The sequence below is a fragment of the Streptomyces omiyaensis genome (assembly GCF_014650895.1).
GTDB classification, from domain to species: Bacteria; Actinomycetota; Actinomycetes; order Streptomycetales; family Streptomycetaceae; genus Streptomyces; species Streptomyces omiyaensis.
The window spans coordinates 330,042-354,470 of the sequence record NZ_BMVV01000008.1 but is presented as its reverse complement, the minus strand read 5'-3'; the positions used below and the strand labels follow the sequence as shown (position 1 = coordinate 354,470).

Annotated in this window: 25 protein-coding genes; 1 reads left to right on the top strand and 24 read right to left on the bottom strand. The window is 72.4% G+C overall.

All coding sequences use genetic code 11. The annotated features are described in order from the left end of the window. The 13 genes from IE287_RS16720 to pyrR all read right to left on the bottom strand — a co-directional run. On the bottom strand, window positions 1-335 hold a 335-nt coding region (locus tag IE287_RS16720; protein ID WP_308436869.1), incomplete at its 3' end, for an S-adenosylmethionine synthetase N-terminal domain-containing protein. A 252-nt stretch (window positions 336-587) separates the two neighbouring features. After that, entirely contained in the window at window positions 588-1,802 is a 1,215-nt protein-coding gene (gene coaBC / locus IE287_RS16715) for a bifunctional phosphopantothenoylcysteine decarboxylase/phosphopantothenate--cysteine ligase CoaBC (RefSeq protein WP_189849836.1), read from the bottom strand. A 106-nt stretch (window positions 1,803-1,908) separates the two neighbouring features. Continuing rightward, a complete protein-coding gene (gene rpoZ / locus IE287_RS16710) occupies window positions 1,909-2,181 on the bottom strand; it encodes a DNA-directed RNA polymerase subunit omega (RefSeq protein ID WP_030493615.1) in 273 nt (90 codons plus the stop codon). Between the two features lie 28 nt (window positions 2,182-2,209). Beyond that, the gene (gene gmk, locus IE287_RS16705) at window positions 2,210-2,773 is read right to left on the bottom strand and encodes a guanylate kinase (protein WP_189849835.1); all 564 of its coding nucleotides are present in this window, start codon (window positions 2,771-2,773) and stop codon (window positions 2,210-2,212) included. A gap of 85 nt (window positions 2,774-2,858) precedes the next feature. Next, a complete protein-coding gene (locus IE287_RS16700; RefSeq protein WP_016638838.1) occupies window positions 2,859-3,182 on the bottom strand; it encodes an integration host factor in 324 nt (107 codons plus the stop codon). A gap of 331 nt (window positions 3,183-3,513) precedes the next feature. Beyond that, the gene (gene pyrF, locus IE287_RS16695; protein WP_189849834.1) at window positions 3,514-4,350 is read right to left on the bottom strand and encodes an orotidine-5'-phosphate decarboxylase; all 837 of its coding nucleotides are present in this window, start codon (window positions 4,348-4,350) and stop codon (window positions 3,514-3,516) included. After that, a complete protein-coding gene (locus IE287_RS16690) occupies window positions 4,347-5,459 on the bottom strand; it encodes a quinone-dependent dihydroorotate dehydrogenase (RefSeq protein ID WP_189849833.1) in 1,113 nt (370 codons plus the stop codon). The genes pyrF and IE287_RS16690 overlap by 4 nt, the downstream gene beginning before the upstream one ends. A 55-nt stretch (window positions 5,460-5,514) precedes the next feature. Continuing rightward, window positions 5,515-8,823, bottom strand: a complete 3,309-nt coding sequence (gene carB / locus IE287_RS16685) for a carbamoyl-phosphate synthase large subunit (protein WP_189849832.1) — start codon at window positions 8,821-8,823, stop codon at window positions 5,515-5,517. Beyond that, window positions 8,816-9,955, bottom strand: coding sequence for a glutamine-hydrolyzing carbamoyl-phosphate synthase small subunit (gene carA, locus IE287_RS16680; protein ID WP_189849831.1), 1,140 nt, complete (start codon window positions 9,953-9,955; stop codon window positions 8,816-8,818). Before carA ends, carB begins: the two co-directional genes overlap by 8 nt. Continuing rightward, the gene (locus IE287_RS16675) at window positions 9,952-10,524 is read right to left on the bottom strand and encodes a PH-like domain-containing protein (protein ID WP_189849830.1); all 573 of its coding nucleotides are present in this window, start codon (window positions 10,522-10,524) and stop codon (window positions 9,952-9,954) included. Before IE287_RS16675 ends, carA begins: the two co-directional genes overlap by 4 nt. Next, window positions 10,521-11,807, bottom strand: coding sequence for a dihydroorotase (locus IE287_RS16670; RefSeq protein WP_189849829.1), 1,287 nt, complete (start codon window positions 11,805-11,807; stop codon window positions 10,521-10,523). The genes IE287_RS16675 and IE287_RS16670 overlap by 4 nt, the downstream gene beginning before the upstream one ends. A gap of 2 nt (window positions 11,808-11,809) precedes the next feature. Next, on the bottom strand, window positions 11,810-12,796 hold the full coding sequence (locus IE287_RS16665) for an aspartate carbamoyltransferase catalytic subunit (RefSeq protein ID WP_189849828.1): 987 nt from the start codon (window positions 12,794-12,796) through the stop codon (window positions 11,810-11,812). Window positions 12,797-12,881: 85 nt separating this feature from the next. Next, window positions 12,882-13,445, bottom strand: a complete 564-nt coding sequence (gene pyrR / locus IE287_RS16660; protein ID WP_189849827.1) for a bifunctional pyr operon transcriptional regulator/uracil phosphoribosyltransferase PyrR — start codon at window positions 13,443-13,445, stop codon at window positions 12,882-12,884. A 256-nt stretch (window positions 13,446-13,701) separates the two neighbouring features. On the opposite strand from pyrR, the gene bldD reads away from it, so the two are divergent. Then, window positions 13,702-14,202 (top strand): transcriptional regulator BldD, encoded by a 501-nt coding sequence (bldD, locus tag IE287_RS16655; protein ID WP_015032294.1) that lies wholly within the window; start codon window positions 13,702-13,704, stop codon window positions 14,200-14,202. Between the two features lie 253 nt (window positions 14,203-14,455). Here bldD and nusB read toward each other — a convergent pair whose 3' ends face one another. The 11 genes from nusB to ruvX form a co-directional block, all read right to left on the bottom strand. Then, on the bottom strand, window positions 14,456-14,893 hold the full coding sequence (gene nusB, locus IE287_RS16650; protein WP_189849826.1) for a transcription antitermination factor NusB: 438 nt from the start codon (window positions 14,891-14,893) through the stop codon (window positions 14,456-14,458). 2 nt (window positions 14,894-14,895) lie between these two features. Then, the gene (gene efp / locus IE287_RS16645; protein WP_189849825.1) at window positions 14,896-15,462 is read right to left on the bottom strand and encodes an elongation factor P; all 567 of its coding nucleotides are present in this window, start codon (window positions 15,460-15,462) and stop codon (window positions 14,896-14,898) included. Window positions 15,463-15,510: 48 nt separating this feature from the next. Further along, entirely contained in the window at window positions 15,511-16,623 is a 1,113-nt protein-coding gene (locus IE287_RS16640) for a M24 family metallopeptidase (protein WP_189849824.1), read from the bottom strand. Window positions 16,624-16,692: 69 nt separating this feature from the next. Next, window positions 16,693-17,589 (bottom strand): AAA family ATPase, encoded by an 897-nt coding sequence (locus IE287_RS16635; protein ID WP_189849823.1) that lies wholly within the window; start codon window positions 17,587-17,589, stop codon window positions 16,693-16,695. 220 nt (window positions 17,590-17,809) lie between these two features. Continuing rightward, window positions 17,810-18,262, bottom strand: coding sequence for a type II 3-dehydroquinate dehydratase (aroQ, locus tag IE287_RS16630; RefSeq protein WP_189849822.1), 453 nt, complete (start codon window positions 18,260-18,262; stop codon window positions 17,810-17,812). Continuing rightward, window positions 18,259-19,356, bottom strand: coding sequence for a 3-dehydroquinate synthase (gene aroB / locus IE287_RS16625; protein ID WP_189849821.1), 1,098 nt, complete (start codon window positions 19,354-19,356; stop codon window positions 18,259-18,261). The genes aroQ and aroB overlap by 4 nt, the downstream gene beginning before the upstream one ends. Then, entirely contained in the window at window positions 19,353-19,871 is a 519-nt protein-coding gene (locus tag IE287_RS16620) for a shikimate kinase (RefSeq protein ID WP_189849820.1), read from the bottom strand. The genes aroB and IE287_RS16620 overlap by 4 nt, the downstream gene beginning before the upstream one ends. After that, complete coding sequence (aroC, locus tag IE287_RS16615; protein ID WP_189849819.1) at window positions 19,868-21,052, bottom strand: chorismate synthase; 1,185 nt, start codon at window positions 21,050-21,052, stop codon at window positions 19,868-19,870. The genes IE287_RS16620 and aroC overlap by 4 nt, the downstream gene beginning before the upstream one ends. Window positions 21,053-21,231: 179 nt before the next feature. Beyond that, a complete protein-coding gene (locus IE287_RS16610) occupies window positions 21,232-22,059 on the bottom strand; it encodes a shikimate dehydrogenase (protein WP_189849818.1) in 828 nt (275 codons plus the stop codon). Next, window positions 22,056-23,861 carry an endolytic transglycosylase MltG gene (gene mltG / locus IE287_RS16605; protein WP_189849817.1) on the bottom strand — a complete coding sequence of 602 codons (1,806 nt, stop codon included), beginning with the start codon at window positions 23,859-23,861 and terminating at the stop codon, window positions 22,056-22,058. The genes IE287_RS16610 and mltG overlap by 4 nt, the downstream gene beginning before the upstream one ends. 101 nt (window positions 23,862-23,962) lie before the next feature. After that, the gene (gene ruvX / locus IE287_RS16600; protein WP_031005548.1) at window positions 23,963-24,427 is read right to left on the bottom strand and encodes a Holliday junction resolvase RuvX; all 465 of its coding nucleotides are present in this window, start codon (window positions 24,425-24,427) and stop codon (window positions 23,963-23,965) included. Window positions 24,428-24,429 lie beyond the last annotated feature (2 nt).

The window sequence follows — 24,429 nt, the reverse complement described above, 5'->3', positions numbered from 1 at the left end:
TCGTACGCGGTGTCCACGCCCTGCGCGATGTCCGGGGACTGCGACCCGATGGACACCGACACGCCGCAGGAGGCGCCGTCGAAGCCCTTCTTCGAGGAGTCGTACCCGATCTCGAGGATCTTGTTGCGGACGAGGGTGGGGATGTCCGCCCACGCCTTGGTGGTCACTTCGCCGGCGACGTGCACGAGGCCGGTGGTGATCAGCGTCTCGACGGCGACGCGGGAGGTGGGGTCCTCCCGGAGCAGCGCGTCGAGGATGGTGTCGCTGATCTGGTCAGCGATCTTGTCGGGGTGTCCCTCGGTGACGGACTCCGAGGTGAACAGACGACGGGACACAACGCTCCCTGGGGTTGCAGCGGCTGCTGGCTATCTCTTCGCGGACCGGCAGGGGGCTGCGCCCCGCGACGTTCCACGGACAGTCTATCGGGCCGGGTCGGACCTTGGACCAGGTGTCTCGCCTGACGAATGGTTCCGGACGGGTCGAATCGGCTCCCCGCGGGCCGGGAGAAGGGCACGAAAGGGGCGCGCGGTGGGGCGCAGATCACTCGCGCCCCGGCGTTTCGCGCACCCTCCCGACGCCGCCCCGGGTCAGGCGGAACGCTCCCGCAGGCGGGGCAGGACCAGGTCCCAGACGGTCTCGGCGAGGGCTTCCTTCGGGCCGTGCGGGACGGGGGTCTCGGTGCCGTCGGCGGCGAGGACCACGGCCTCGTTCTCCTCGGAGCCGAAGGTCTTGCGCTCGCCGACCTCGTTGACCACGAGGAGGTCGCAGCCCTTGCGGGCGAGCTTGGCGCGGCCGTTGGCCAGCACGTCGTCGGTCTCGGCGGCGAAGCCGACGACGACCTGGCCGGGCAGGGCGCGCTGGGCGGAGAGCTCGGCGAGGACGTCGGGGTTGCGGACCAGCTCGACGGTCGGCGCTCCCCCGTCGTCCGTCTTCTTGATCTTGCCGGTGGCGTAGGAGGCGGGCCGGAAGTCGGCGACGGCGGCGGCCATGACGACCGCGTCGGCGTCGGCGGCCGCCTTGAGGACGGCCTCGCGGAGCTGGAGGGCGGTGCCGACGCGGACGACGTCGACGCCGGCCGGATCGGACATGCCGGTGTTGGCCTCGACCAGGGTGACCCGGGCGCCGCGCGCGGCGGCGGCCCTGGCGAGGGCGTACCCCTGCTTGCCGGAGGAGCGGTTGCCCAGGTAGCGGACCGGGTCGAGGGGCTCACGGGTGCCGCCGGCGCTCACCACGACGTGCCGTCCGGCGAGGTCGGGCGCGGTGACGCCGCGGGCGAGGATCCGCCGGCAGACCTCGAAGATCTCGCCGGGGTCGGGGAGCCGCCCCTTGCCGGTGTCGACGCCGGTGAGACGGCCGACGGCGGGCTCGATGACGACGGCGCCGCGGCGGCGCAGGGTGGCCACGTTCTCCTGGGTGGCCGGATGCTCCCACATCTCGGTGTGCATCGCGGGGGCGAAGACGACCGGACAGCGCGCGGTGAGCAGCGTGTTGGTGAGGAGGTCGTCGGCGAGGCCGTGGGCGGCCTTGGCAAGCATGTCGGCGGTGGCGGGGGCGACCACGACGAGGGCGGCGCCCTGTCCGATGCGGACGTGCGGCACCTCGTGGACGGCGTCCCAGACCTCGGTGGAGACGGGGTTGCCGGAGAGCGCGGACCAGGTGGCGGCACCGACGAAGTGGAGGGCGGAGTCGGTGGGGACGACGCGGACGTCGTGGCCCGACTCGGTGAGCCGGCGCAGCAGCTCGCACGCCTTGTAGGCGGCGATGCCGCCGCTCACGCCCAGAACGACCTTCGGCTTGGTCACGACTGCCTCTCCCCACGCGGTACGCGCTCTCGGATGACGGACGACTCCATGAGACACCACAGGCCCGGCGGAAGGACCGCCGGGCCTGTGATGACGAACGCAACGCTTACTGAACGGGGCCCTCGACGGCCTCGGAGGTCAGCAGACCCGCGTTGATCTCGCGCAGGGCGATCGAGAGCGGCTTCTCGTGGACGTGGGTGTCGACGAGGGGACCGACGTACTCCAGCAGGCCCTCACCGAGCTGCGAGTAGTACGCGTTGATCTGACGCGCGCGCTTGGCCGCGTAGATCACGAGGCTGTACTTCGAGTCAGTGGCCTCGAGCAGCTCGTCGATCGGCGGGTTGATGATGCCCTCGGGCGCGGTGATGGAAGAGGACACGCTCTACCTTCCGAAGATGGATAAAAGATCAGACTACGTGCATCAACGTTAGCAGCTCACGTGCGACGTCCTCGACGGAGGTGTTGACGAGCGTGGTGTCGAACTCGGACTCGGCGGCGAGCTCGACCTTGGCTGCCGCCAGACGCCGCTCGATGACCTCGGGCGACTCGGTGCCGCGGCCGGTGAGCCGGCGGACCAGCTCCTCCCAGCTCGGGGGGGCGAGGAAGACCAGCCGGGAGTCGGCCATGGACTCCTTCACCTGGCGCGCGCCCTGGAGCTCGATCTCCAGGAGGACGGGCTCGCCCGCCTCCAGGCGGTCGGCGACCGCGCTGCGGGGCGTGCCGTAGCGGTTGCCCGCGAACTCGGCCCACTCGAGGAGCTCGCCGTTGGCGATCAGCTTGTCGAACTCGTCGTCCGAGACGAAGAAGTACTGGACGCCGTGCTTCTCGCCGGGGCGGGGCTTTCGTGTCGTGGCCGACACCGAGAGCCAGACCTCGGGGTGGACCTTGCGCATATGAGCGACGACCGTGCTCTTGCCGACCCCTGAGGGGCCGGAGAGCACGGTCAGCCGCGGACGTACCTCTGCTGCCATGCAGCGATTATTCCAGTATCGCCGGGGTGCCCGGGACGCGTGTCCCGGATCGGGCACGGGGCCGGGCACCGGCCGGAGCGACGGGTCAGGCGCCGGAGCCGCCGAACTCGCGCTCCAGGGAGGCGATCTGGTTGGAGCCGAGACCACGGACCCGGCGGCTCTCGGAGATGCCGAGCCGCTCCATGATCTGCTTGGCGCGGACCTTGCCGACGCCGGGAAGGGACTCAAGGAGGGCGGAGACCTTCATCTTGCCGATGACGTCGTTCTCCTGGCCCTGCTTGATGACCTCGTGGAGGGAGGCGCCGGAGTGCTTGAGTCGATTCTTGACCTCGGCCCGCTCCCGGCGAGCCGCGGCGGCCTTTTCGAGCGCGGCTGCGCGCTGTTCAGGGGTAAGGGGCGGAAGAGCCACGCCTACGTCACCTCGGATGTCGATCTGTCGGATACGGACCGGTGAGGGACCTGGTCGACCCACACCAGTGGAGCAGCGTCCGACGACGTGACCGTCGGACGTCCGCTCTGCCCCGGAGACTAGCGGCCATGGCCGCTCCAGTCAGCGAGAACAGCGGAAAAGTCCTGGTCAGCCTCCGGCGAGTGGGACTTTTCCGGCATAACACCCTGGTTTTCTTCCAAGATTTCGTCAAGTGGCGCGACCGTGGGCCGTCCGGGGGCCGCCGTCCGCTCCCACCTGCGGGGATGGCGGGGCGGCCCCGGCGGGACGGCGGGACGGCACCGGAACCCGCTCAGCCGGCGACGGCCGCCCGGATCCCGTCCGCGTAGCGCGTCGCCGCGTCCCGCAGGGCGGACACGTCCGGTCCGGCACCCAGGACGGCCCGGCTGACGTTCGGGACGACGTTGCGGACCGCGTCCCCGAAGACGACCGGGAGGTCCTCCGGGGTCGCGCCCTGGGCGCCGATGCCCGGGGCGAGCAGCGGGCCGTTGATGTCGAGGTCGAAGGAGGAGAGGTCGCCGAGGGTGGCGCCGACGACCGCGCCGAAGGAGCCCATGGGCGTCTCCCCCGCGTTCTCCTCCGCGAGGTGGGCGAGCATGGTCGCGCCGATCGTCCGGCCGTCCTCGCGCACGGCGCGCTGGACCTCGGCGCCCTCCGGGTTGGAGGTCAGCGCGAGGACGAAGAGCCCGGCGCCGGACTCGCGGGCCAGGTCGACGGCCGGCTTCAGCGAGCCGTAGCCCAGGTACGGGGAGACCGTGAGCGCGTCGGAGAAGAGCGGGGAGTCCTTGCGCAGGAAGGCCTCCGCGTAGGCGGCCATGGTGGAGCCGATGTCGCCGCGCTTGGCGTCCATGACGACCAGACCGCCGGCCGCCCGCAGGTCGGCGGTGGCGCGCTCCAGGACGGCGATGCCGCGCGAGCCGAAGCGCTCGAAGAAGGCGGCCTGCGGCTTGAAGACGGCGACGGTGCCGGCCAGCGCCTCGACCACGGTGTACGTGAAGCGCTCCAGGCCCGCGATGTCGTCGGCGAGGCCCCAGGAGCCGAGCAGGGAGGCGTGCGGGTCGATGCCGACGCAGAGCGGGCCGCGCTCGTCCATGGCGGAGCGCAGGCGGGTGCCGAAGGAGGGGGTCATCGCGTGGTGGCCTTTCGGTGGTCGGCGCCGACGGCCTCGGCGAGGGTGGCGTACGGGGAGGCCGCGAGGCGCGCGGCGAGCCCCTTGTGGACCGCGCGGGCGTAGAACGGGCCCTCGTAGATGAAGGCGCTGTACCCCTGGATCAGGGTGGCGCCGGCCAGGATGCGCTGCCAGGCGTCCTCGGCGTCCTCGATGCCGCCGACGCCCACGAGGACGATCCGGTCGCCCACGCGCGCGTAGAGGCGGCGCAGGACCTCCAGGGAGCGCTCCTTGAGCGGGGCGCCGGAGAGGCCGCCGGTCTCCTGGACGAGGGCCGGATCGGAGGAGAGGCCGAGGCCGGCGCGGGCGATGGTGGTGTTGGTGGCGATGATGCCGTCCAGGCCGAGCTCGACGGCGAGGTCGGCGACGGCGTCCACGTCCTCGTCGGCGAGGTCGGGGGCGATCTTCACCAGGAGCGGGACGCGGCGGTCGGTGACCGTGCGGTCGGCGGCCTCGCGGACGGCGGTGAGCAGCGGGCGGAGCGACTCGGTGGCCTGGAGGTTGCGCAGGCCGGGCGTGTTCGGGGAGGAGACGTTGACGACGAGGTAGTCGGCGTGGGCGGCGAGGCGCTCGGTCGACTTCACGTAGTCGGCGGCCGCGTCGGCCTCCTCGACGGCCTTGGTCTTGCCGATGTTGACGCCGACGACGGTGCGGAAGACCGGTACGCGCGCGCGGAGGCGGGCGGCGACGGCGGCGGAGCCCTCGTTGTTGAAGCCCATGCGGTTGATCAGGGCCCGGTCCGGGACCAGGCGGAAGAGCCGCTTCCTGGGGTTGCCGGGCTGGGCCTCCCCGGTGACCGTGCCGATCTCGACGTGGTCGAAGCCGAGCATGGCCATGCCGTCGATGGCGACGGCGTTCTTGTCGAAGCCGGCGGCGAGGCCGAAGGGGCCGTGCATGCGGAGGCCCAGGGCCTCGGTGCGCAGCTCCTCGTGGCGGGGGGCGAGCACGGCGGCGACGAAGGTGCGCAGCACGGGGACGCGGACGGCGAGCCGGATCCAGCGGAAGGCCAGGTAGTGGGCCTTCTCGGGGTCCATGCGCTTGAAGACGAGCTGGAAGAAGAGCTTGTACATGGTGGTGTCCTCACGAAGAGGGGGACACCGTTTCCGGTGTCCCCCTCGGTGGCTGCTAGTCGCGGGCCGCGGTCAGGTGTTCGGCGTGTTCCTGGAGGGAACGGACGCCGACGTCGCCGTGGTTGAGGGCGTCGATGCCCTGGACGGCCGCGGCGAGCGCCTGGACCGTCGTGAGGCACGGGACGCCGCGGGCCACCGCCGCCGTACGGATCTCGTAGCCGTCGAGGCGGCCGCCGGTGCCGTACGGGGTGTTGACGATCAGGTCGACCTGGCCGTCGTGGATGAGCTGGACGATCGTCTTCTCGCCGTCCGGGCCCTCGCCCTCGCTGAGCTTGCGCACGATGGTGGCGTTGATGCCGTTGCGCTTGAGGACCTCGGCGGTGCCGGAGGTGGCGAGGAGCTCGAAGCCGTGGGCGACCAGTTCGCGGGCCGGGAAGATCATCGAGCGCTTGTCGCGGTTGGCGACCGAGATGAAGGCGCGGCCCTTGGTGGGCAGCGGGCCGTAGGCGCCGGCCTGCGACTTGGCGTAGGCGGTGCCGAAGACCGCGTCGATGCCCATGACCTCGCCGGTGGAGCGCATCTCCGGGCCGAGGACGGTGTCGACGCCGCGGCCGTGCACGTCGCGGAAGCGCGACCACGGCATCACGGCCTCCTTGACGGAGATCGGCGCGTCGAGCGGCAGGGTGCCGCCGTCGCCGGCCTTCGGCAGCAGGCCCTCGGCGCGCAGCTCGGCGATGGTCGCGCCCAGCGAGATGCGGGCGGCGGCCTTGGCGAGCGGCACGGCGGTGGCCTTGGAGGTGAAGGGCACGGTCCGGGAGGCGCGCGGGTTGGCCTCCAGGACGTAGAGGATGTCGCCGGCCATGGCGAACTGGATGTTGATCAGGCCGCGGACGCCGACGCCCTTGGCGATGGCCTCGGTGGAGGCGCGCAGGCGCTTGATGTCGAAGCCGCCCAGGGTGATCGGCGGCAGGGCGCAGGCCGAGTCGCCGGAGTGGATGCCGGCCTCCTCGATGTGCTCCATGACGCCGCCGAGGTAGAGCTCCTCGCCGTCGTAGAGGGCGTCGACGTCGATCTCGATCGCGTCGTCGAGGAAGCGGTCGACCAGGACCGGCCGGGTGGGGCTGATCTCGGTGGACTCGGCGATGTACGCCTCCAGGCGCGCCTCGTCGTAGACGATCTCCATGCCGCGGCCGCCGAGCACGTACGAGGGGCGGACCAGGACCGGGTAGCCGATCTCGTCGGCGATCTTCTTGGCGCCGGCGAAGGTGGTGGCGGTGCCGTGCTTGGGGGCCGGCAGGCCGGCCTCCTCCAGGACGCGGCCGAAGGCGCCGCGGTCCTCGGCGGCGTGGATGGCCTCCGGGGAGGTGCCGACGACCGGCACGCCGTTGTCCTTGAGGGCCTGGGAGAGGCCGAGCGGGGTCTGGCCGCCGAGCTGGACGACCACGCCGGCGATCGGGCCCGCGAGGGACTCGGCGTGGACGATCTCCAGGACGTCCTCCAGGGTGAGCGGCTCGAAGTAGAGCCGGTCGGAGGTGTCGTAGTCGGTGGAGACGGTCTCCGGGTTGCAGTTGACCATCACGGTCTCGTAGCCGGCGTCGCTCAGGGCGAAGGAGGCGTGGACGCAGGAGTAGTCGAACTCGATGCCCTGGCCGATGCGGTTCGGGCCGGAGCCGAGGATGATCACGGCGGGCTTCTCGCGCGGCGCGACCTCGGTCTCCTCGTCGTAGGAGGAGTAGAAGTACGGCGTCTTGGCGGCGAACTCGGCGGCGCAGGTGTCGACCGTCTTGTAGACCGGGCGGACGCCGAGGGCGTGCCGGACCTCGCGGACGACGTCCTCGCGCAGGCCGCGGAGCTCGGCGATCTGGGCGTCGGAGAAGCCGTGGCGCTTGGCCTCGGCGAGGAGCTCGGGCTCCAGCTTCTCGGCGCCGGCGAGCTCGTCGGCGATCTCCTTGATCAGGAAGAGCTGGTCGACGAACCACGGGTCGATCTTCGTGGCGTCGAAGACCTCCTCCGGGGTGGCGCCGGCGCGGATCGCCTGCATGACGGTGTTGATGCGGCCGTCGGTCGGGCGGACCGCCTCGCGCAGGAGCTCGGCCTTGTCGCCGGGCTCACCGGTGAAGGCGAACTGCGAGCCCTTCTTCTCCAGGGAGCGCAGGGCCTTCTGGAGGGCCTCGGGGAAGTTCCGGCCGATGGCCATGGCCTCGCCGACCGACTTCATGGTCGTGGTCAGCGTGGAGTCGGCGGAGGGGAACTTCTCGAAGGCGAAGCGCGGGGCCTTGACGACGACGTAGTCGAGCGTGGGCTCGAAGGACGCCGGGGTCTTCTCCGTGATGTCGTTCGGGATCTCGTCCAGCGTGTAGCCGACGGCGAGCCGGGCGGCGATCTTGGCGATCGGGAAGCCGGTGGCCTTGGAGGCGAGGGCCGAGGAGCGGGAGACGCGGGGGTTCATCTCGATGACGATGATCCGGCCGTCGTCCGGGTTGACCGCGAACTGGATGTTGCAGCCGCCGGTGTCGACGCCGACCTCGCGGATGATCGCGATGCCGATGTCGCGGAGCCGCTGGTACTCGCGGTCGGTCAGCGTCATCGCCGGGGCGACGGTGATGGAGTCGCCGGTGTGGACGCCCATCGGGTCGAAGTTCTCGATGGAGCAGACGACCACGACGTTGTCGTGCTTGTCGCGCATGAGCTCCAGCTCGTACTCCTTCCAGCCGAGGATGGACTCCTCCAGGAGCACCTCGGTGGTCGGGGAGAGCGTGAGGCCCTGGCCGGCGATGCGGCGCAGCTCCTCCTCGTCGTGGGCGAAGCCGGAGCCGGCGCCGCCCATGGTGAAGGAGGGGCGGACGACGACGGGGTAGCCGCCGAGCGTCTCGACGCCTTGGAGGACGTCCTCCATCGAGTGGCAGATGACCGAGCGGGCGGACTCGCCGTAACCGATCTTGGCCTTGACGGCCTCGACGACGCCCTTGAAGAGGTCGCGGTCCTCGCCCTTGTGGATGGCCTCGACGTTGGCGCCGATGAGCTCGACGTTGTACTTCTCCAGGACGCCCTGCTCGTGCATGGAGATCGCGGTGTTGAGCGCGGTCTGGCCGCCGAGGGTGGGCAGGAGGGCGTCGGGGCGCTCCTTGGCGATGATCTTCTCGACGAACTCGGGGGTGATCGGCTCGACGTAGGTGGCGTCGGCGATCTCCGGGTCGGTCATGATCGTGGCCGGGTTGGAGTTGACCAGGATCACCCGCAGGCCCTCGGCCTTGAGGATGCGGCAGGCCTGGGTGCCGGAGTAGTCGAACTCGGCGGCCTGGCCGATGACGATCGGGCCGGAGCCGATGACCAGGACGGACTGGATATCGGTGCGCTTAGGCACGCTCGGCCTCCATGAGGGTCACGAAGCGGTCGAAGAGGTACGCGGCGTCGTGCGGGCCCGCGGCCGCCTCGGGGTGGTACTGGACGGAGAAGGCCGGCTGGTCGAGCAGCCGGAGGCCCTCCACGACGTCGTCGTTGAGGCAGACGTGGGAGACCTCGGCACGGCCGAAGGGGGTCTCGGAGACCTTGTCCAGGGGCGCGTCCACGGCGAAGCCGTGGTTGTGCGCGGTGACCTCGACCTTGCCGGTCGTGCGGTCCTGGACGGGCTGGTTGATGCCCCGGTGGCCGTACTTCAGCTTGTAGGTGCCGAAGCCGAGCGCGCGGCCGAGGATCTGGTTGCCGAAGCAGATGCCGAAGAGCGGGGTCTTCCGCTCCAGGACGGCGGTCATGAGCGCGACCGGGCCGTCGGCGGTGGCCGGGTCGCCCGGGCCGTTGGAGAAGAAGACGCCGTCGGGGGCGACCGCGTACACGTCCTCGACGGTCGCGGTGGCGGGCAGCACGTGGACCTCGATGCCGCGCTCGGCCATCCGGTGCGGGGTCATGCCCTTGATGCCGAGGTCGACCGCGGCGACGGTGAACTTCTTCTCGCCGATCGCGGGGACGACGTACGGCTCCTTGGTGGCGACCTCCTCGTAGAGGCTGGCGCCCTTCATCTGGGGCTGCGCCTGGACGCGGGCGACCAGCTCGGCCTCGGGGGCCAGGGCCTCGCCGGAGAAGACGCCGGCGCGCATGGAGCCGCGCTCGCGCAGGTGGCGGGTGAGGGCGCGGGTGTCGATGCCGGAGATGCCGACGACGCCCTGGGCGACCAGCTCGTCGTCGAGGCTGCGCTTGGCGCGCCAGTTCGACGGGATGCGGGCGGGGTCGCGGACCACGTAGCCGGAGACCCAGATGCGGCTGGACTCGTCGTCCTCGTCGTTCCACCCCGTGTTGCCGATCTGGGGGGCGGTGGCGACCACGATCTGGCGGTCGTACGACGGGTCGGTGAGGGTCTCCTGGTAGCCGGTCATGCCGGTGGAGAACACGGCCTCGCCGAAGGTCTCCCCCACGGCCCCGTAGGCGCGGCCGCGGAAGGTGCGGCCGTCCTCCAGGACGAGTACGGCGGGAGCCTGGGCTCCCCTTGTGGAGGTCGTCATCGTGCGATGCCTTCCGTCGTGTTGATCATGGAGTTGATGGCCTCGACCCAGGCCGTGTGGACGGCCGCCCGGTCGGACCGGAAGCCGGAGTCGAGGAGGGTGCCGCCGTGCTCCCAGGTGACGATCAGGAGCCCGCCCTCGGCGAGGACCTTCCCGGCGATGCCCTTGTCGAGGCGGGCCTCGCGCAGGGCGGCGGCGGGGATCAGGAAGTCGTTCGCCCCGGGGCGGACGACCGAGATCCCGGCGTCGGTGAGCGTGAGCCCGGCACGGCTGCGGGTGCCGAGACCGTGGGCGACGATCCGGTCGAGCCACTGTCCGGCGGTGGTGGAGCCGTGGTAGCGGCCGTCCATCGTCAGCTTGGCCTCACCGGGCGCCCGCGGCACCTCGGGGAGCTCGGGGAGGTCCGACTGGAGGCTGCCGCGCCACTTCCATCCCTGGCGCATGAGCCAGTAGACGAAGGCGACGAAGAGCAGGAGTCCGACGACCCAGCCGATGCGGCCGGCCCAGTCGGTCACCTCTGCCGACTTCTGCTCCGCGGCGAGGGCCGCGCTTGCGATGTGGTGTGTCACGCCAACTTCCCGTCCATGACCGTTGCCCGGCCCCGCAGGAAGGTGTGGGTGACGCGACCCGGCAGCTCACGTCCCTCGTAGGGGGTGTTGCGGCTGCGGGAGGCGAAGTCCGCGGGGTCCACCGTCCCACGGTAAGCCGGATCGACCAGGACCAGGTTCGCGGGCTCACCAGCCGAGACGGGTCGTCCATGGCCGGTGGCGCGGCCGATGCGGGCCGGGGCGGCGGACATCCGGTCGGCGACGCCGGCCCAGTCGAGGAGGCCGGTCTCCACCATCGTCTGCTGGACGACGGAGAGCGCGGTCTCCAGGCCGACCATGCCCATGGCGGCGGCGGCCCACTCGCAGTCCTTGTCCTCGTGCGGGTGCGGGGCGTGGTCGGTGGCGACGATGTCGATCGTGCCGTCGGCCAGGGCCTCGCGCAGCGCCAGCACGTCGCGCTCGGTGCGCAGCGGCGGGTTGACCTTGTAGACCGGGTTGTAGCTCCGGACCAGCTCGTCGGTGAGGAGGAGGTGGTGCGGGGTGACCTCGGCGGTGACGTCGATGCCGCGGGACTTGGCCCAGCGGACGATCTCGACGGAGCCGGCGGTGGAGAGGTGGCAGATGTGGACGCGGGAGCCGACGTGCTCGGCGAGGAGGACGTCGCGGGCGATGATCGACTCCTCGGCGACGGCCGGCCAGCCGCCCAGGCCGAGCTCGGCGGAGACGATGCCCTCGTTCATCTGGGCGCCCTCGGTGAGGCGGGGCTCCTGGGCGTGCTGGGCGACGACGCCGCCGAAGGCCTTCACGTACTCCAGCGCGCGGCGCATGATCACGGCGTCGTCGACGCACTTGCCGTCGTCGGAGAAGACGGTGACGCCGGCGGCGGAGTCGTGCATGGCGCCGAGCTCGGCGAGCTTCTTGCCCTCCAGGCCGACGGTCACGGCGCCGATGGGCTGCACGTCGCAGTAGCCGGCCTCCTTGCCGAGCCGGTAGACCTGCTCGACGACGCCGGCGGTGTCGGCGACGGGGTGGGTGTTGGCCATGGCGAAGACGGCGGTGTAGCCGCCCGCGGCGGCGGCCCGGGTGCCGGTGAGGACGGTCTCGGAGTCCTCGCGGCCGGGCTCGCGCAGGTGGGTGTGGAGGTCGACGAGACCGGGGAGGAGGATCCGGCCGTCGGCCTCGATCACGGTCGCGCCCTCGGCGGACAGGCCGGTCCCGACCTCGGCGATGGTCTCGCCCTCGATGAGGACGTCCTGCGGCTCGCCGCCCAGCACCTTCGCACCACGGATAAGGATCTTGCTCATCTTTACTTGCTCTCCTCGGTACGGGTGGTGGCGGGGGCGGCGGCGGGCTCGGAGCCGCCGAGCAGCAGGTAGAGGACGGCCATCCGGACGGAGACGCCGTTGGCGACCTGCTCGACGACCGTGCAGCGGTCGGAGTCGGCGACCTCGGCGGTGATCTCCATGCCGCGGACCATGGGGCCGGGGTGCATGACGATGGCGTGCTCGGGCATCCTCGCCATCCGCTCGCCGTCCAGCCCGTAGCGGCGCGAGTACTCGCGCTCGGTCGGGAAGAAGGCGGCGTTCATCCGCTCGCGCTGCACACGCAGCATCATGACCGCGTCGGACTTCGGCAGCACGCCGTCGAGGTCGTACGAGACCTCGCAGGGCCAGGTCTCGACGCCGACGGGGACGAGGGTCGGCGGGGCCACCAGGGTGACCTCGGCTCCGAGGGTGTGCAGCAGGTCGACGTTGGAGCGGGCGACCCGGCTGTGCAGGACGTCGCCGACGAGCGTGATCCGCTTGCCGTCCAGGCCCCTGCCGAGCCCGGCGTCGCGGCCGACGAGGCGGCGGCGCATGGTGAAGGCGTCCAGGAGGGCCTGGGTGGGGTGCTGGTGGGTGCCGTCGCCCGCGTTGATGACGGGGGCGTCGATCCAGCCGGAGGTGGCCAGGCGGAAGGGGGCGCCGGACGCGCCGTGCCGGATGACGACGGCGTCGACGCCCATCGCCTCCAGGGTCTGCGCGGTGTCCTTCAGGGACTCGCCCTTGGAGACGCTGGAGCCCTTGGCCGCGAAGTTGATGACGTCGGCGGAGAGGCGCTTCTCGGCGGCCTCGAAGGAGATCCGGGTCCGGGTGGAGTCCTCGAAGAAGAGGTTGCAGATGGTCCGGCCGCGGAGGGTCGGCAGCTTCTTGATCGGCCGGTCGGCCACCCGGGCCATCTCCTCGGCGGTGTCGAGGATGAGGACGGCGTCGTCGCGGGTGAGGTCGGCGGCCGAGATGAGGTGACGCATCATCGGGGTTTCTCTCCGGGGTGGGGAGGCGTGAGGGCGTGCGGGGGCACACGGAGGTGCCGTGACCCCGCGGGGTGGCCGGGTCCGGCTAGAGGGCGGGCTTGCCGCCGAGCAGCACGGTGTCGCGACCGTCCTCCTCGGCGAGCTGGACCTTGACGGTCTCCCGCAGCGACGTGGGGAGGTTCTTGCCGACGTAGTCGGCGCGGATCGGGAGCTCGCGGTGGCCGCGGTCGACGAGGACGGCGAGCTGGACCGCGCGGGGGCGGCCGATGTCGCCGAGGGCGTCGAGGGCGGCGCGGATGGTGCGGCCCGAGAAGAGGACGTCGTCGACGAGGACGACGAGGCGGCCGTCGACGCCGTCCGCGGGGATCTCGGTGCGGCCGATGGCACGCGCCGGCTTCATCCGCAGGTCGTCGCGGTACATGGTGATGTCGAGGGAACCGACCGGCACCTCGGTGCCGGTGATCGAGGCGAGCTTCTCGGCGAGCCGGCGGGCGAGGAAGACGCCGCGGGTGGGGATGCCGAGGAGGACCACATCGTCGGCGCCCTTGGCGCGTTCGACGATCTCGTGGGCGATCCGGGTCAGGACCCGGGCGATGTCGGGGGCCTCGAGAACGGGCCGCGCCGCATCGGTGTGCTCTTGCGTGTCCATGGGAAAAGGACCTCCTTCTCCGCCTCACGGGACGGACCTTAAAGGACGTCGGATGTACGGCGTCCACTTTAGCAGGGCGACTCGCACGGGCTTTCCGCGGACCCCGCTCCCCCGCCGCGACCTGCGGCGGGACGTCCCCCGGGAGGGGGTGGCGAGCCTCTTTCGGCTTGACGGGAAAGAGTAACGCTGCGTAACCTCACAGTGAGTTACCAGCCGCGCGGCGCAGCCGCATGTCGTCACAGCGTCCGGGAGCGTTATGTCCAGCGAATACGCAAAGCAGCTCGGGGCCAAACTCCGCGCCATCCGCACCCAGCAGGGCCTGTCCCTCCACGGGGTGGAGGAGAAGTCCCAGGGCCGCTGGAAGGCCGTCGTGGTCGGCTCGTACGAGCGCGGCGACCGCGCCGTGACCGTGCAGCGCCTGGCCGAGCTGGCGGACTTCTACGGGGTGCCCGTGCAGGAGCTGCTGCCCGGCACGACCCCCGGCGGCGCCGCCGAGCCCCCGCCGAAGCTGGTCCTGGACCTGGAGCGCCTCGCCCACGTCCCGCAGGAGAAGGCCGGCCCGCTCCAGCGCTACGCGGCGACGATCCAGTCCCAGCGCGGCGACTACAACGGCAAGGTGCTGTCGATCCGCCAGGACGACCTGCGCACCCTGGCCGTGATCTACGACCAGTCCCCCTCGGTCCTCACCGAGCAGCTGATCAGCTGGGGCGTGCTCGACGCGGACGCGCGCCGCGCGGTCGCCCACGAGGAGAACTGACTCCTCGCGGACACTTCTGCAGAAACGTGCCGCCGGGCCCGTGGACGTCATCCGACGCCACGGGCCCGGCGCTTTTCCCGTCCGCTCCCCGTCCGCCGCCCCCGCGCTTTCCCGTCCGCCTCCCGTCTGCTTTCCCGTTCACGGAGCGCCCCATCTCACCCGTACGGGCGAACGCCCGCAGAAAAGTCCGGGGGTACGCGAAGGGGCCCGCGGCACCGAGGTGCTGCGGGCCCCTTCGACGAGCCGTGCGGGACTAGGCGTCCGCGTCCCGGCGCAGTCGGGGCTTCAGGTCCTTGAAGCGCCCGAGGAGGCCGTTGACGAAGGACGGGGAGTCGTCCGTGGAGAACTCCTTGGCGAGCTGCACCGCCTCGTCGATCGCCACCGCGTCCGGGGTGCCGTCCTCCCAGATCAGCTCGTACGCGCCGAGGCGCACGATGCTGCGGTCGGCGGCCGGCATCCGGTCGAGGTCCCAGTCCACCGCGTAGGTGGCGATGAGCTCGTCGATCCGGGCCACGTACTGGGCGTACCCCTCGACCAGCTGCATGGTGAAGTCACCGACCGCGGGCTGGCGCTCGTCGGCACGGTGGAGCCGGATCTGGTCCGCGAGGACCTCCTGCACCGAAGTGCCGCGCTGGTCGGCCTCGAACAGGATCTGGAAGGCCCGCCTGCGGGCCTTGCTCCGGGCGGCCACGGTTAGCTGTTCACCCGGCCGAGGTAGTCGCTGGTGCGGGTGTCGACCTTGACCTTCTCACCGGTGGTGATGAAGAGCGGGACCTGGATCTCGTGGCCGGTCTCCAGCTTGGCGGGCTTGGTGCCACCGGTGGAGCGGTCGCCCTGGACGCCCGGCTCGGTCTCGGCGATGACCAGCTCGACCGCGGCCGGCAGCTCGACGTAGAGCACGGAGCCCTCGTTCTGCGCGACGAGCGCGGTGAAGCCCTCGATGAGGAAGTTGGCGGCGTCGCCGACGACCTTGCGGTCGATGTGGAGCTGGTCGTAGGTGTCCAGGTCCATGAAGACGAAGTAGTCGCCGTCCATGTAGGAGAACTGCATGTCGCGCTTGTCGACGTTCGCGGTCTCCACCTTCACGCCGGCGTTGAAGGTCTTGTCGACGACCTTGCCGGACAGCACGTTCTTGAGCTTGGTGCGCACGAAGGCCGGGCCCTTGCCGGGCTTGACGTGCTGGAACTCGACGACGGACCAGAGCTGGCCCCCGTCGAGCTTGAGCACCATGCCGTTCTTGAGGTCGTTCGTGGAAGCCACGGTTGCGGAATCTCCTGGACTGACGTGGACCAACGGGCCGGCCACGCGCTACAGCGCGAGCAGCTCCTTGGTCGTGATGGTGAGTAGCTCGGGTCCGCCGTCCGCCTCCTGGCGCACGACGAGCGTGTCATCGATCCGGACCCCGCCCCGGCCCGGGAGGTGGACCCCCGGTTCGACGGTGACCGGCACACAAGCGTCCAGTTTACCCATGGCCGAGGGGGAGAGCTGCGGGTCCTCGTCGATTTCGAGCCCCACCCCGTGTCCGGTGAGGGGTACGGCGGTCCCCGCGTGGCCCCCGGCGTCGAGGATCTGGCGGGCCGCGCGGTCCACGTCGCGGTACTCGGCACCGGGCACCAGGGACTCCCGCCCGGCCCGCTGGGCGGCGAAGACGAGGTCGTACAGCTCGATCTGCCAGTCGGCCGGAGCGGTGCCGATGACGAAGGTCCGCCCGATCTCGCAGCGGTAGCCGCGGTAGTCCGCGCCGAGGCAGACCGACAGGAAGTCGCCCTCCTCGACCCGGCGGTCGGTGGGGCGGTGGCCGCGCCTGCCGGAGTGGGGTCCGGTGGCCACCGAGGTCGCGAAGGCGGCCCCGTCGGCGCCGTGGTCGACGAGCCGCCGCTCCAGTTCGAGGGCGAGGTGGCGCTCGGTGCGGCCGACCAGGATCGACTCCAGGAGCTCCCCGAGGGCCTGGTCGGCGATCTCGGCGGCGATCCGCAGACAGGCGATCTCGTCCTCGTCCTTCACCACCCGGAGCTGCTCGACGGCGCAGGAGAGGTCGCCGAGGCGGAGCCCGGGGGCGGCGGCCCCGAGGCTGCGGTGGCGGGCCACCGTCAGGTCGTGCTCCTCCACGGCGAGCCCGTCGGCTCCGGACCGGCGGGCGAGCTCGGCGGCGGCGACGGCCGGATCGCCGCCGCCGAGCGGGAGCTGCTGCTGCCGGAGCAGTTCGTCCAGCCGCCCGTCGAGCGGCTCGCCCTCGACCGCGGCGGGCCGGACCAGCAGGTCGGCGCCGGGCTCGGGGCCGACCAGCAGCACGGCGCCGGGCGGGGCGCCGCCCGCGAGATAGCGGACGTTGGCGGGACGGGACACCAGGGCCGCCGCGCTGCCCGCTGCCGCGACCCGGTCGCGCAGCCTGACCCGGCGGTCCGCATACACCTGTGACATGTCTCCGAGCCTACGAGCCGGTCCCCTCCCCGGCCTGTCGGCGGCGTCCGACCGGGGAGGGCTCGCCGGTCAGCCGGCGGGCGGCGCGGCTATCGCCCGGGCCAGGGCCTCGTCGAGGAGCCGGGCGGTGGCCTCCACGTCGAGCGCGGAGTTGTCGATGATCGGCAGCCCGGAGCCGTACCAGCCGGCCATCCGGCCGTGGATGGCGGCGACCTCCTCGTCGGAGAGGCGCCGGTTGCCGGAGCGCTGGGCGTTGCGCTCCAGGACGACCTCCAGACCGGGCAGCAGGACCACCGGCAGCAGGCCGGGGCCGACGTGCCGCTTCCAGCCGCCGAGGCCGACGACGGGCCGGTCGGGGAAGACGGCGTCGTCGAGGATGCAGGAGATGCCGTTGGCGAGGAAGTTGCGGGCGGCGAAGCCGCAGGTGCGGCGGGCCAGCCGGTACTGGGCCTCGGAGTGCTCGTTCCACCCCGACTGCGGGTCGGCGAAGCCGGAGCAGACCCACTCCCGCACGTCGTCGAGGCTGATGTGGGCGGTGGGGACCGGCCGCCGGCGCGCCCAGTGCCGGGCGACCGTGGTCTTGCCCGCGCCGGCCGGCCCGATGAGCAGCACCGCGAGGGTGGCGGTCCCGGTGCCGGGCCGGTGCTCGAAGAGCGGCATCGGGGGCGCCAGCGGCACGGCCCCGGTGACGTGCGGGGACACGGCCCCGGGGGCGGGCGGCGGTACGGCTCCGGGGGCCGCGCCCCAGCCGGGACCGCCGGGCCCCTGCGCGGACGGCGGGGGCGGTCCGGGCTGCACGGCGGGGTGCACCCCGAGCCGGCCGCCGGGCGCGCCGGACGGCGGCCCCGGGTAGGGCGCGGTCTGCGGGGGCGGGGGTACGGGGCCGTGTCCGCCGGCCGGGGCCGGGCCGGGCGCCCGGCCCGGCTGCTCGGGCGGTGGCAGCGGTCCCCCCACTGCGTGCTGCATCCGGTGCCACTCCGTCTCGTCGGCCTGGTGCGTCGTCGGGGCGGCCGGTCCGGTGCCGCCGGCCCCGCCCCGGTCGCCCGGTGATGCCAAAACGTTACCGCCCCCTCCGCCCGCTCGGGGAACGGGTGGGACCCCGCCGAAAGTGCCCGGCCGCGGCGGACCGGACCGCGCGCGAGGGGCGGCCGCCTCACGGCGACCGCCCCGGGGTCCCGCGTACCGCTCAGGAAGGGGTGTCGAGCTCCTCGGCGAGGGCGCGCAGGGCGAGCCGGTACGAGCCGATGCCGAAGCCCGCCACGGTGCCGGTCGCCACGGCGGCCACCACCGAGGTGTGCCGGAACTCCTCGCGGGTGTACGGGTTCGAGATGTGCACCTCGATCAGCGGGGCGGTGCGCTGCGCGGCCGCGTCGCGCATCCCGTACGAGTAGTGCGTGAAGGCGCCCGGGTTGAGCACGACCGGCACCCGTCCGTCGGCCGCCTCGTGCAGCCAGCGGATCATCTCGCCCTCGTCGTTGGTCTCGCGGACCTCGACGTCGAAGCCGAGCTCGCCGCCGAGCTCCCGGCAGGACTCGACGAGCCCCTTGTAGGAGGTGGCGCCGTAGATGTCGGGCTCGCGCGAGCCCAGCCGGCCGAGGTTCGGTCCGTTCAGCACCAGGACGCGGCGCGGCGCGCTCATGCCGAGAGCTCCCCGTAGGCGGCGATGAGGACGGACGGGTCCGGGCCCTCCAGGACGGACGGCTTGGCGAGCCCGTCGAGGACGATGAAGCGCAGCAGGTCGCCGCGGGACTTCTTGTCCAGCTTCATCGTCTCCAGGAGCTTGGGCCACTGGTCGCCGCGGTAGGTGAGCGGCAGGCCGACGGATTCCAGGACGGCGCGGTGCCGGTCGGCGGTGGCGTCGTCGAGGCGGCCGGCGAGCCGGCCCAGCTCGGCGGCGAAGACCATGCCGACGGAGACGGCGGCGCCGTGGCGCCACTTGTACCGCTCGTTCTTCTCGATGGCGTGCGCGAGGGTGTGCCCGTAGTTGAGGATCTCGCGGCGGCCGGACTCCTTGAGGTCGCCGGAGACCACGTCGGCCTTGACCTGGATGGAGCGGACGATCAGCTCGGCGGTGTGCGGGCCGGCGGGCGTGCGGGCCGCCTGCGGGTCCTCCTCGATGAGGTCGAGGATGACCGGGTCGGCGATGAAGCCGGTCTTGATGATCTCGGCGAGCCCGCTGACGAAGTCGTGCACCGGCAGCGACTCCAGCGCGGCGAGGTCGCACAGGACGCCGGCCGGCGGGTGGAAGGCGCCGACGAGGTTCTTGCCCTCGGCGGTGTTGATGCCGGTCTTGCCGCCGACGGCCGCGTCGACCATGCCGAGGACGGTGGTCGGCACGGCGATCCACCGGACGCCGCGCAGCCAGGTCGCGGCGACGAAGCCGGCCAGGTCGGTGGTGGCGCCGCCGCCGACGCCGACGATGACGTCGGTGCGGGTGAAGCCGGTCTGGCCGAGCGCCTTCCAGCAGTAGGCGGCGACCTCGGCGGTCTTCGCCTCCTCGGCGTTCGGCACCTGGATGGCGACGGCCTCGTACCCCTGCTCGGCCAGGTCCTCGCGGAGCGCCTCGCCGGTCCCGGCGAGCGCCTCGGGGTGGATGACGGCGACCCGCCTGGCCTTGTCGCCGATGAGGGCGGGCAGTTCGCCGAGCAGCTGCCGGCCGACCAGCACCTCGTACGGATCGGTGCCCGCGCTGCCGCCGACGTGGATGCGGGTCACTTCCTGGTCCGTGGTCATGCGTCCTTCAACTCCAGTGCGTCGAGGACCGCCTCGGCGACCTCTTCGGGGGTGCGCGCGTCGGTGGCGACCACGGCACGGGCGACTTCTTCGTACAGGTGGCGGCGGGCGTCCATCAGCTCGCGCCACTGGCGCCGCGGGTTGACCGCGAGCAGCGGGCGGGCCGCGCCGAGCCCGACCCGGCGCACCGCCTCCTCGACGTCCATCGAGAGGTACGCGACGGGCCGGCCGGCCAGCAGGGCGCGGGTGTCGGCGTCGAGGACCGCGCCGCCGCCGAGGGCGAGGACGCCCTCGTGGTCGGCGAGCGCCCGCGCGACGGCGGCCTTCTCCAGGGCGCGGAAGCGCTCCTCGCCGTCCTCGACGAAGATGTCGGAGATCTCGCGGCCCTCGGCGGCGACGATGTCGGCGTCGGTGTCCCGGTAGGGCGCGCCGAGCCGTTCGGCCAGGAGCGCGCCCACCGTGGACTTGCCGGAGCCCATCGGGCCGACGAGGACGACCAGGGGGCCGCCGGTCACCGGATGCGCAGGTTGTCGAGGTAGCCCTGGACGTTGCGGCGGGTCTCGGGGACCGAGTCCCCGCCGAACTTCTCCAGGACGGCGTCGGCGAGGACGAGGGCGACCATGGCCTCGGCGACGATGCCGGCGGCCGGGACGGCGCAGACGTCGGAGCGCTGGTGGTGGGCGGCGGCGGCCTCGCCGGTGGCGACGTCGACGGTGGCGAGCGCCCGCGGGACGGTCGCGATCGGCTTCATGGCGGCGCGGACGCGCAGCAGCTCGCCGGTGGTGAGACCGCCCTCGGTGCCGCCGGAGCGGCCGGAGGTGCGCTTGATGCCGTCCTCGGTCCTCACGATCTCGTCGTGGGCCTGCGAGCCGGGCACGCGGGCGAGGTCGAAGCCGTCGCCGACCTCGACGCCCTTGATGGCCTGGATGCCCATGAGCGCGGCGGCGAGCCGCGCGTCGAGACGGCGGTCCCAGTGCACGTGGGAGCCGAGGCCGACGGGCACGCCGTAGGCGAGGACCTCGACGACGCCGCCGAGGGTGTCGCCGTCCTTGTGGGCCTGGTCGATCTCGGCGACCATCGCCTTCGACGCGTCGGCGTCGAGGCAGCGGACCGGGTCGGCGTCGAGCTTCTCGACGTCGGCGGGGGTCGGGTAGACGCCGTACGGGGCCTTGGCGGCGGCCAGCTCGATCACGTGCGAGACGATCTCGATGCCGGCGGCCTCCTTGAGGAAGGAGCGGGCGACGGCGCCGAGGGCGACGCGGGCGGCGGTCTCCCGGGCGCTGGCGCGCTCCAGGATCGGCCGGGCCTCGTCGAAGCCGTACTTCTGCATGCCGGCCAGATCGGCGTGACCGGGCCGGGGCCGGGTGAGCGGCGCGTTGCGGCCGGTCTCCTTGAGCTCGGACGGGTCGACCGGGTCGGCCGACATGACCTTCTCCCACTTGGGCCACTCGGTGTTGCCGACCATCACGGCGATCGGCGACCCGAGGGAGAGGCCGTGCCGGACGCCACCGAGGAAGGTGATCTCGTCCTGCTCGAACTTCATCCGGGCGCCGCGCCCATAGCCGAGGCGCCGCCGCGCGAGGTGGTCCGCCACCAGCTCGGTGGTGACCGGGACGCCGGCGGGAAGACCCTCCAGCGTCGCGACCAGCGCGGGTCCGTGGGACTCCCCAGCGGTCAGCCAACGCAACCTGCTCAACGATGCTCCTCATACTCGCCTGGGCACTGCTGCGGCAGCCCCGGACGCGCGGCCCGGACCCGCCGTCCCCGATCCTCCCACGTCCGCGGGGCGAGCCCGGCCTCCGGTCCAGCTGGCGGACGCGTGCCCCCGCCGTCGCGGACGGCGGGGGCACGGTCGCGGCGGGCCTGCGGAGCGGGTCAGCGGGCGGCGAGCGCGCTCTCGCCGGCGGCGCGCATGGCGGCCAGCGGGGCCCGGGGAACGCCCGTCATCCGCTCCACCTGGAGGACCGCCTGGTGGACCAGGAGGTCCAGGCCGCCGACCACCCTGCCGCCCCGGTCGGACCAGGCGGCCGCGAGGGCGGTGGGCCAGGGGTCGTACAGGACGTCGAAGAGGGTGCCGGGGCGGTCGGGGACCGCGGCGGCGAGGGCGTCGGTCGTCCCGGCCGGGGTCGTGGCGACCACCAGCGGCGCGGCGAACGCCTCCGCCGCGTCCTCCCAGGCGGCGGTGCGGACGTCGACGCCGAGCCGGTCGCCCCAGCCGCGCATCTCGGCGGCCCGGGCCTCGCTGCGGACGTAGGCGGTGACCGGGCCCGCGCAGACGCGGGCCAGGGCGGCGAGCGCCGAGGAGGCGGTGGCCCCCGCGCCGAGGATCGCCGCGGAGTCGGCCTTCTCGACGCCCCGCTCGCGCAGGGCGGCGATCATGCCGGGGATGTCGGTGTTGTCGCCGACGCGGCGGCCGTCCTCGCGGAGGACCACCGTGTTGACCGCCTCGACGGAGGCCGCCGTGGCGGTGACCTCGTCGAGCAGCGGGATGACCGCCCGCTTGAGCGGCATGGTCAGGGACAGGCCGGCCCACGAGCCGTCGAGCTCCGCGAGGAAGGCCGGCAGGGCCGCCTCGTCGATCTCGAAGCGCTCGTACGACCAGTCGTCCAGGCCGAGCTCCGCGTACGCGGCCCGGTGCAGGACCGGGGAGAGCGAGTGGGCGATCGGCGAACCGAGGACGGCGGCACGGTGCGGTGTGCTCACTGGCCGGACTTCTCCCGTTCCTTCTCGTACTCCGCCACGTTCCGGTTGTGTTCCTTGAGGGTCACGGAGAAGACGGTCTTGTTCTCGTTGATCGACACGAAGTAGTACCACGGGCCCTCGGCCGGGGAGATGGCCGAATTCAGCGCCTCGATGCCGGGGTTGCTGATGGGGCCGGGGACGAGGCCCTTCACGTCGTACGCGTACGTGTTGTACGGGTCCTTGATCTTCCGCATCTCCTCGACGGTGCCGACGTCCAGGGTGCTCTTCCCCCGGAGGTAGTTCACCGTGGAGTCGAACTCCAGACGGCCCGCCGTCTCGGCGTTGTCCGGCTGGAGGCGGTTGTAGACCACCCGCGCGACCTTGTCGAAGTCGTGCTTGTACTTGCCCTCGACCTGCACGAGGCTGGCGACGGTCAGCAGCTCCCAGGGCCCCTTCAGGCCCTGTGCCCGCGCCTTCCCCTCCAGGTCCAGCTTCACGTACTCGGCGTTGGCGCGGCTCACCATCTTCTTGAGCGCGTCCTCGGGCTTCGTGCCCTTGCCGACCGGGTAGCTCGCGGGGAAGAGGAATCCTTCCAGCGGGTCCTTGACGTTCGGGTGGTTCTTGGCCCAGTCGGGCAGGCCGAGGGAGTCGGCCTGCTTGAAGGCGACCTCCTTGGTGGTGCCCGCCTCCAGGTCGAGGCGCTTGTCGAGCTCCTCGTAGACCCAGGCGTTGCGCTTGCCCTCGGGGATGACGAGGTTGGCCTGGCTCGCCGGGTTCAGCATCAGCGCGACCGCGCTCTCCGCCGACATCTCCTTCTTGAGCGTGTAGAAGCCCGCCTGGATCGAGAGGCCCTTGGGGTTCTTCGCCTGGGCGGAGACGAAGGCGTCGACGCTCTTGACCACGCCGGCCTTCTTGAGGATGTTGCCGATCTGGTAGCCGCCGGAGTCCTTCGGGATCTCGACCTGGACCTCGCCGCTGCCGGTCCCCGCGAAGTCGGGGTCCTCGCCGAACTGGCCCTGCCAGAACTGGTAGCCGAAGTAGCCGACGCCGCCGACGCCGCCGACCAGGACCGCGGCGACGACCAGGCAGGCCACGCCGTTCTTGCCCTTGCGCTTCTTCTCCTTGCCGCGGCGCTCGCGGTCGCCGCCGCGTCCGCCACGGCCCCGGCGGCCGGCGGGTTCCTCGTCCTCGTGGTCGTCGTGGTCGTTCTCGTCGTCACCGGTGAAGAAGGGGTGCGACTCCTCCGGCTCGGGACGGGCGGGCTCGGGCTCCGGCTCCCAGTCGACGACCGGCTCCGGGGGCTGCTGCCGGCGGCCGGGCGGCTGCGGCGGCGGATAGGCCTCGGGGGTGCCGTAGAGGTCGGGCTGCTGACCGCCGTACGGATCGGCGGGCGGTGCGTTGTAGGCCATGGCGGCCTGACCGGTCTCCCAGTTGCCGTCGTACGCCTGTCCGGGCTGCCCGGGCGTGTCGTACCCCTGGTCCCAGCCGGCCCGGTCGTACGCCTGCGGCTGGCCCTGGGCCTGCCCGTGGAGCTGCCCCTGGTCGCCGTACGCCTGCGCGTGCGGGTCGGCGTAGCCCTGCTGCTGGTACTGCTGCTGCTGGTACGCGGCCTGCTGCTGGTACGGGTCGGTCCCGTAGCCCTGCTGGGCGTACGGGTCCTGGTAGGCCTGGCCACCCTGCGCGTACGGCGTCGCCTGCTGCGGCTGCTGCGGGTGCTGCGGCTGCTGCTGGTACTGCTGCTGACCTTCCCACCCCTGGTCCCCGTACAACGGGTCCGTGGGGTGCCACGGTTCGGGGCCAGGGCCCCGGCCATACTCAGTCATCGATCCCCAAACAGCCGCGAGGCTTCCGGACGATCCGCCTCTACGTAGTGCGGCAGCTGTTCGAACGCGGCCGCATCGCGCGGAACGTTACCGTATCGCGATCAGATGACCACTTCGACGCCCTCACCGGGCGGATTACCTGATACCCGTTCGGACTCAAGAGCGTTCTGAAGGATGATCACAGCGGCGGCCTGGTCGATGACGGACCGGCCCTTCTTGGACTTCACCCCGGAGGCCCGCAGCCCCTGGGTCGCCGTCACCGTCGTCATCCGCTCGTCGACCAGGCGCACCGGCACCGGGGCGACGCCCTTCGCCATCTCGCGGGCGAAGGCGCGGACCTTGGCCGCGGCCGGACCCTCCCGCCCGCTGAGCGAGCGGGGCAGGCCCACGACGACCTCGATCGGCTCGTACTCCTCGACGATCTGGCGGAGCCGCCGGTGGGCGGCCGGGACGTCGCGTCCCGGCACGGTCTCCACCGGCGTGGCGAGGACCCCGTCGGGGTCGCACGAGGCGACCCCGATCCGGGCGTCCCCGACGTCGACCGCGATACGGCGGCCGCGACGCATCG

Excerpts from the sequence above, each read along its gene's own strand:
- IE287_RS16670 (WP_189849829.1), bottom strand. The coding sequence starts at position 11,807 with ATGAGCAAGATCCTTATCCGTGGTGCGAAGGTGCTGGGCGGCGAGCCG.
- IE287_RS16640 (WP_189849824.1), bottom strand. The coding sequence starts at position 16,623 with ATGTCACAGGTGTATGCGGACCGCCGGGTCAGGCTGCGCGACCGGGTC.
- bldD (WP_015032294.1), top strand. The coding sequence starts at position 13,702 with ATGTCCAGCGAATACGCAAAGCAGCTCGGGGCCAAACTCCGCGCCATC.
- carA (WP_189849831.1), bottom strand. The coding sequence starts at position 9,955 with ATGACGACCTCCACAAGGGGAGCCCAGGCTCCCGCCGTACTCGTCCTG.
- pyrF (WP_189849834.1), bottom strand. The coding sequence starts at position 4,350 with ATGACCCCCTCCTTCGGCACCCGCCTGCGCTCCGCCATGGACGAGCGC.
- mltG (WP_189849817.1), bottom strand. The coding sequence starts at position 23,861 with ATGACTGAGTATGGCCGGGGCCCTGGCCCCGAACCGTGGCACCCCACG.
- IE287_RS16635 (WP_189849823.1), bottom strand. The coding sequence starts at position 17,589 with ATGCAGCACGCAGTGGGGGGACCGCTGCCACCGCCCGAGCAGCCGGGC.
- IE287_RS16665 (WP_189849828.1), bottom strand. The coding sequence starts at position 12,796 with ATGATGCGTCACCTCATCTCGGCCGCCGACCTCACCCGCGACGACGCC.
- pyrR (WP_189849827.1), bottom strand. The coding sequence starts at position 13,445 with ATGGACACGCAAGAGCACACCGATGCGGCGCGGCCCGTTCTCGAGGCC.
- aroQ (WP_189849822.1), bottom strand. The coding sequence starts at position 18,262 with ATGAGCGCGCCGCGCCGCGTCCTGGTGCTGAACGGACCGAACCTCGGC.
- aroB (WP_189849821.1), bottom strand. The coding sequence starts at position 19,356 with ATGACCACGGACCAGGAAGTGACCCGCATCCACGTCGGCGGCAGCGCG.
- gmk (WP_189849835.1), bottom strand. The coding sequence starts at position 2,773 with ATGGCAGCAGAGGTACGTCCGCGGCTGACCGTGCTCTCCGGCCCCTCA.
- IE287_RS16690 (WP_189849833.1), bottom strand. The coding sequence starts at position 5,459 with ATGTACAAGCTCTTCTTCCAGCTCGTCTTCAAGCGCATGGACCCCGAG.
- ruvX (WP_031005548.1), bottom strand. The coding sequence starts at position 24,427 with ATGCGTCGCGGCCGCCGTATCGCGGTCGACGTCGGGGACGCCCGGATC.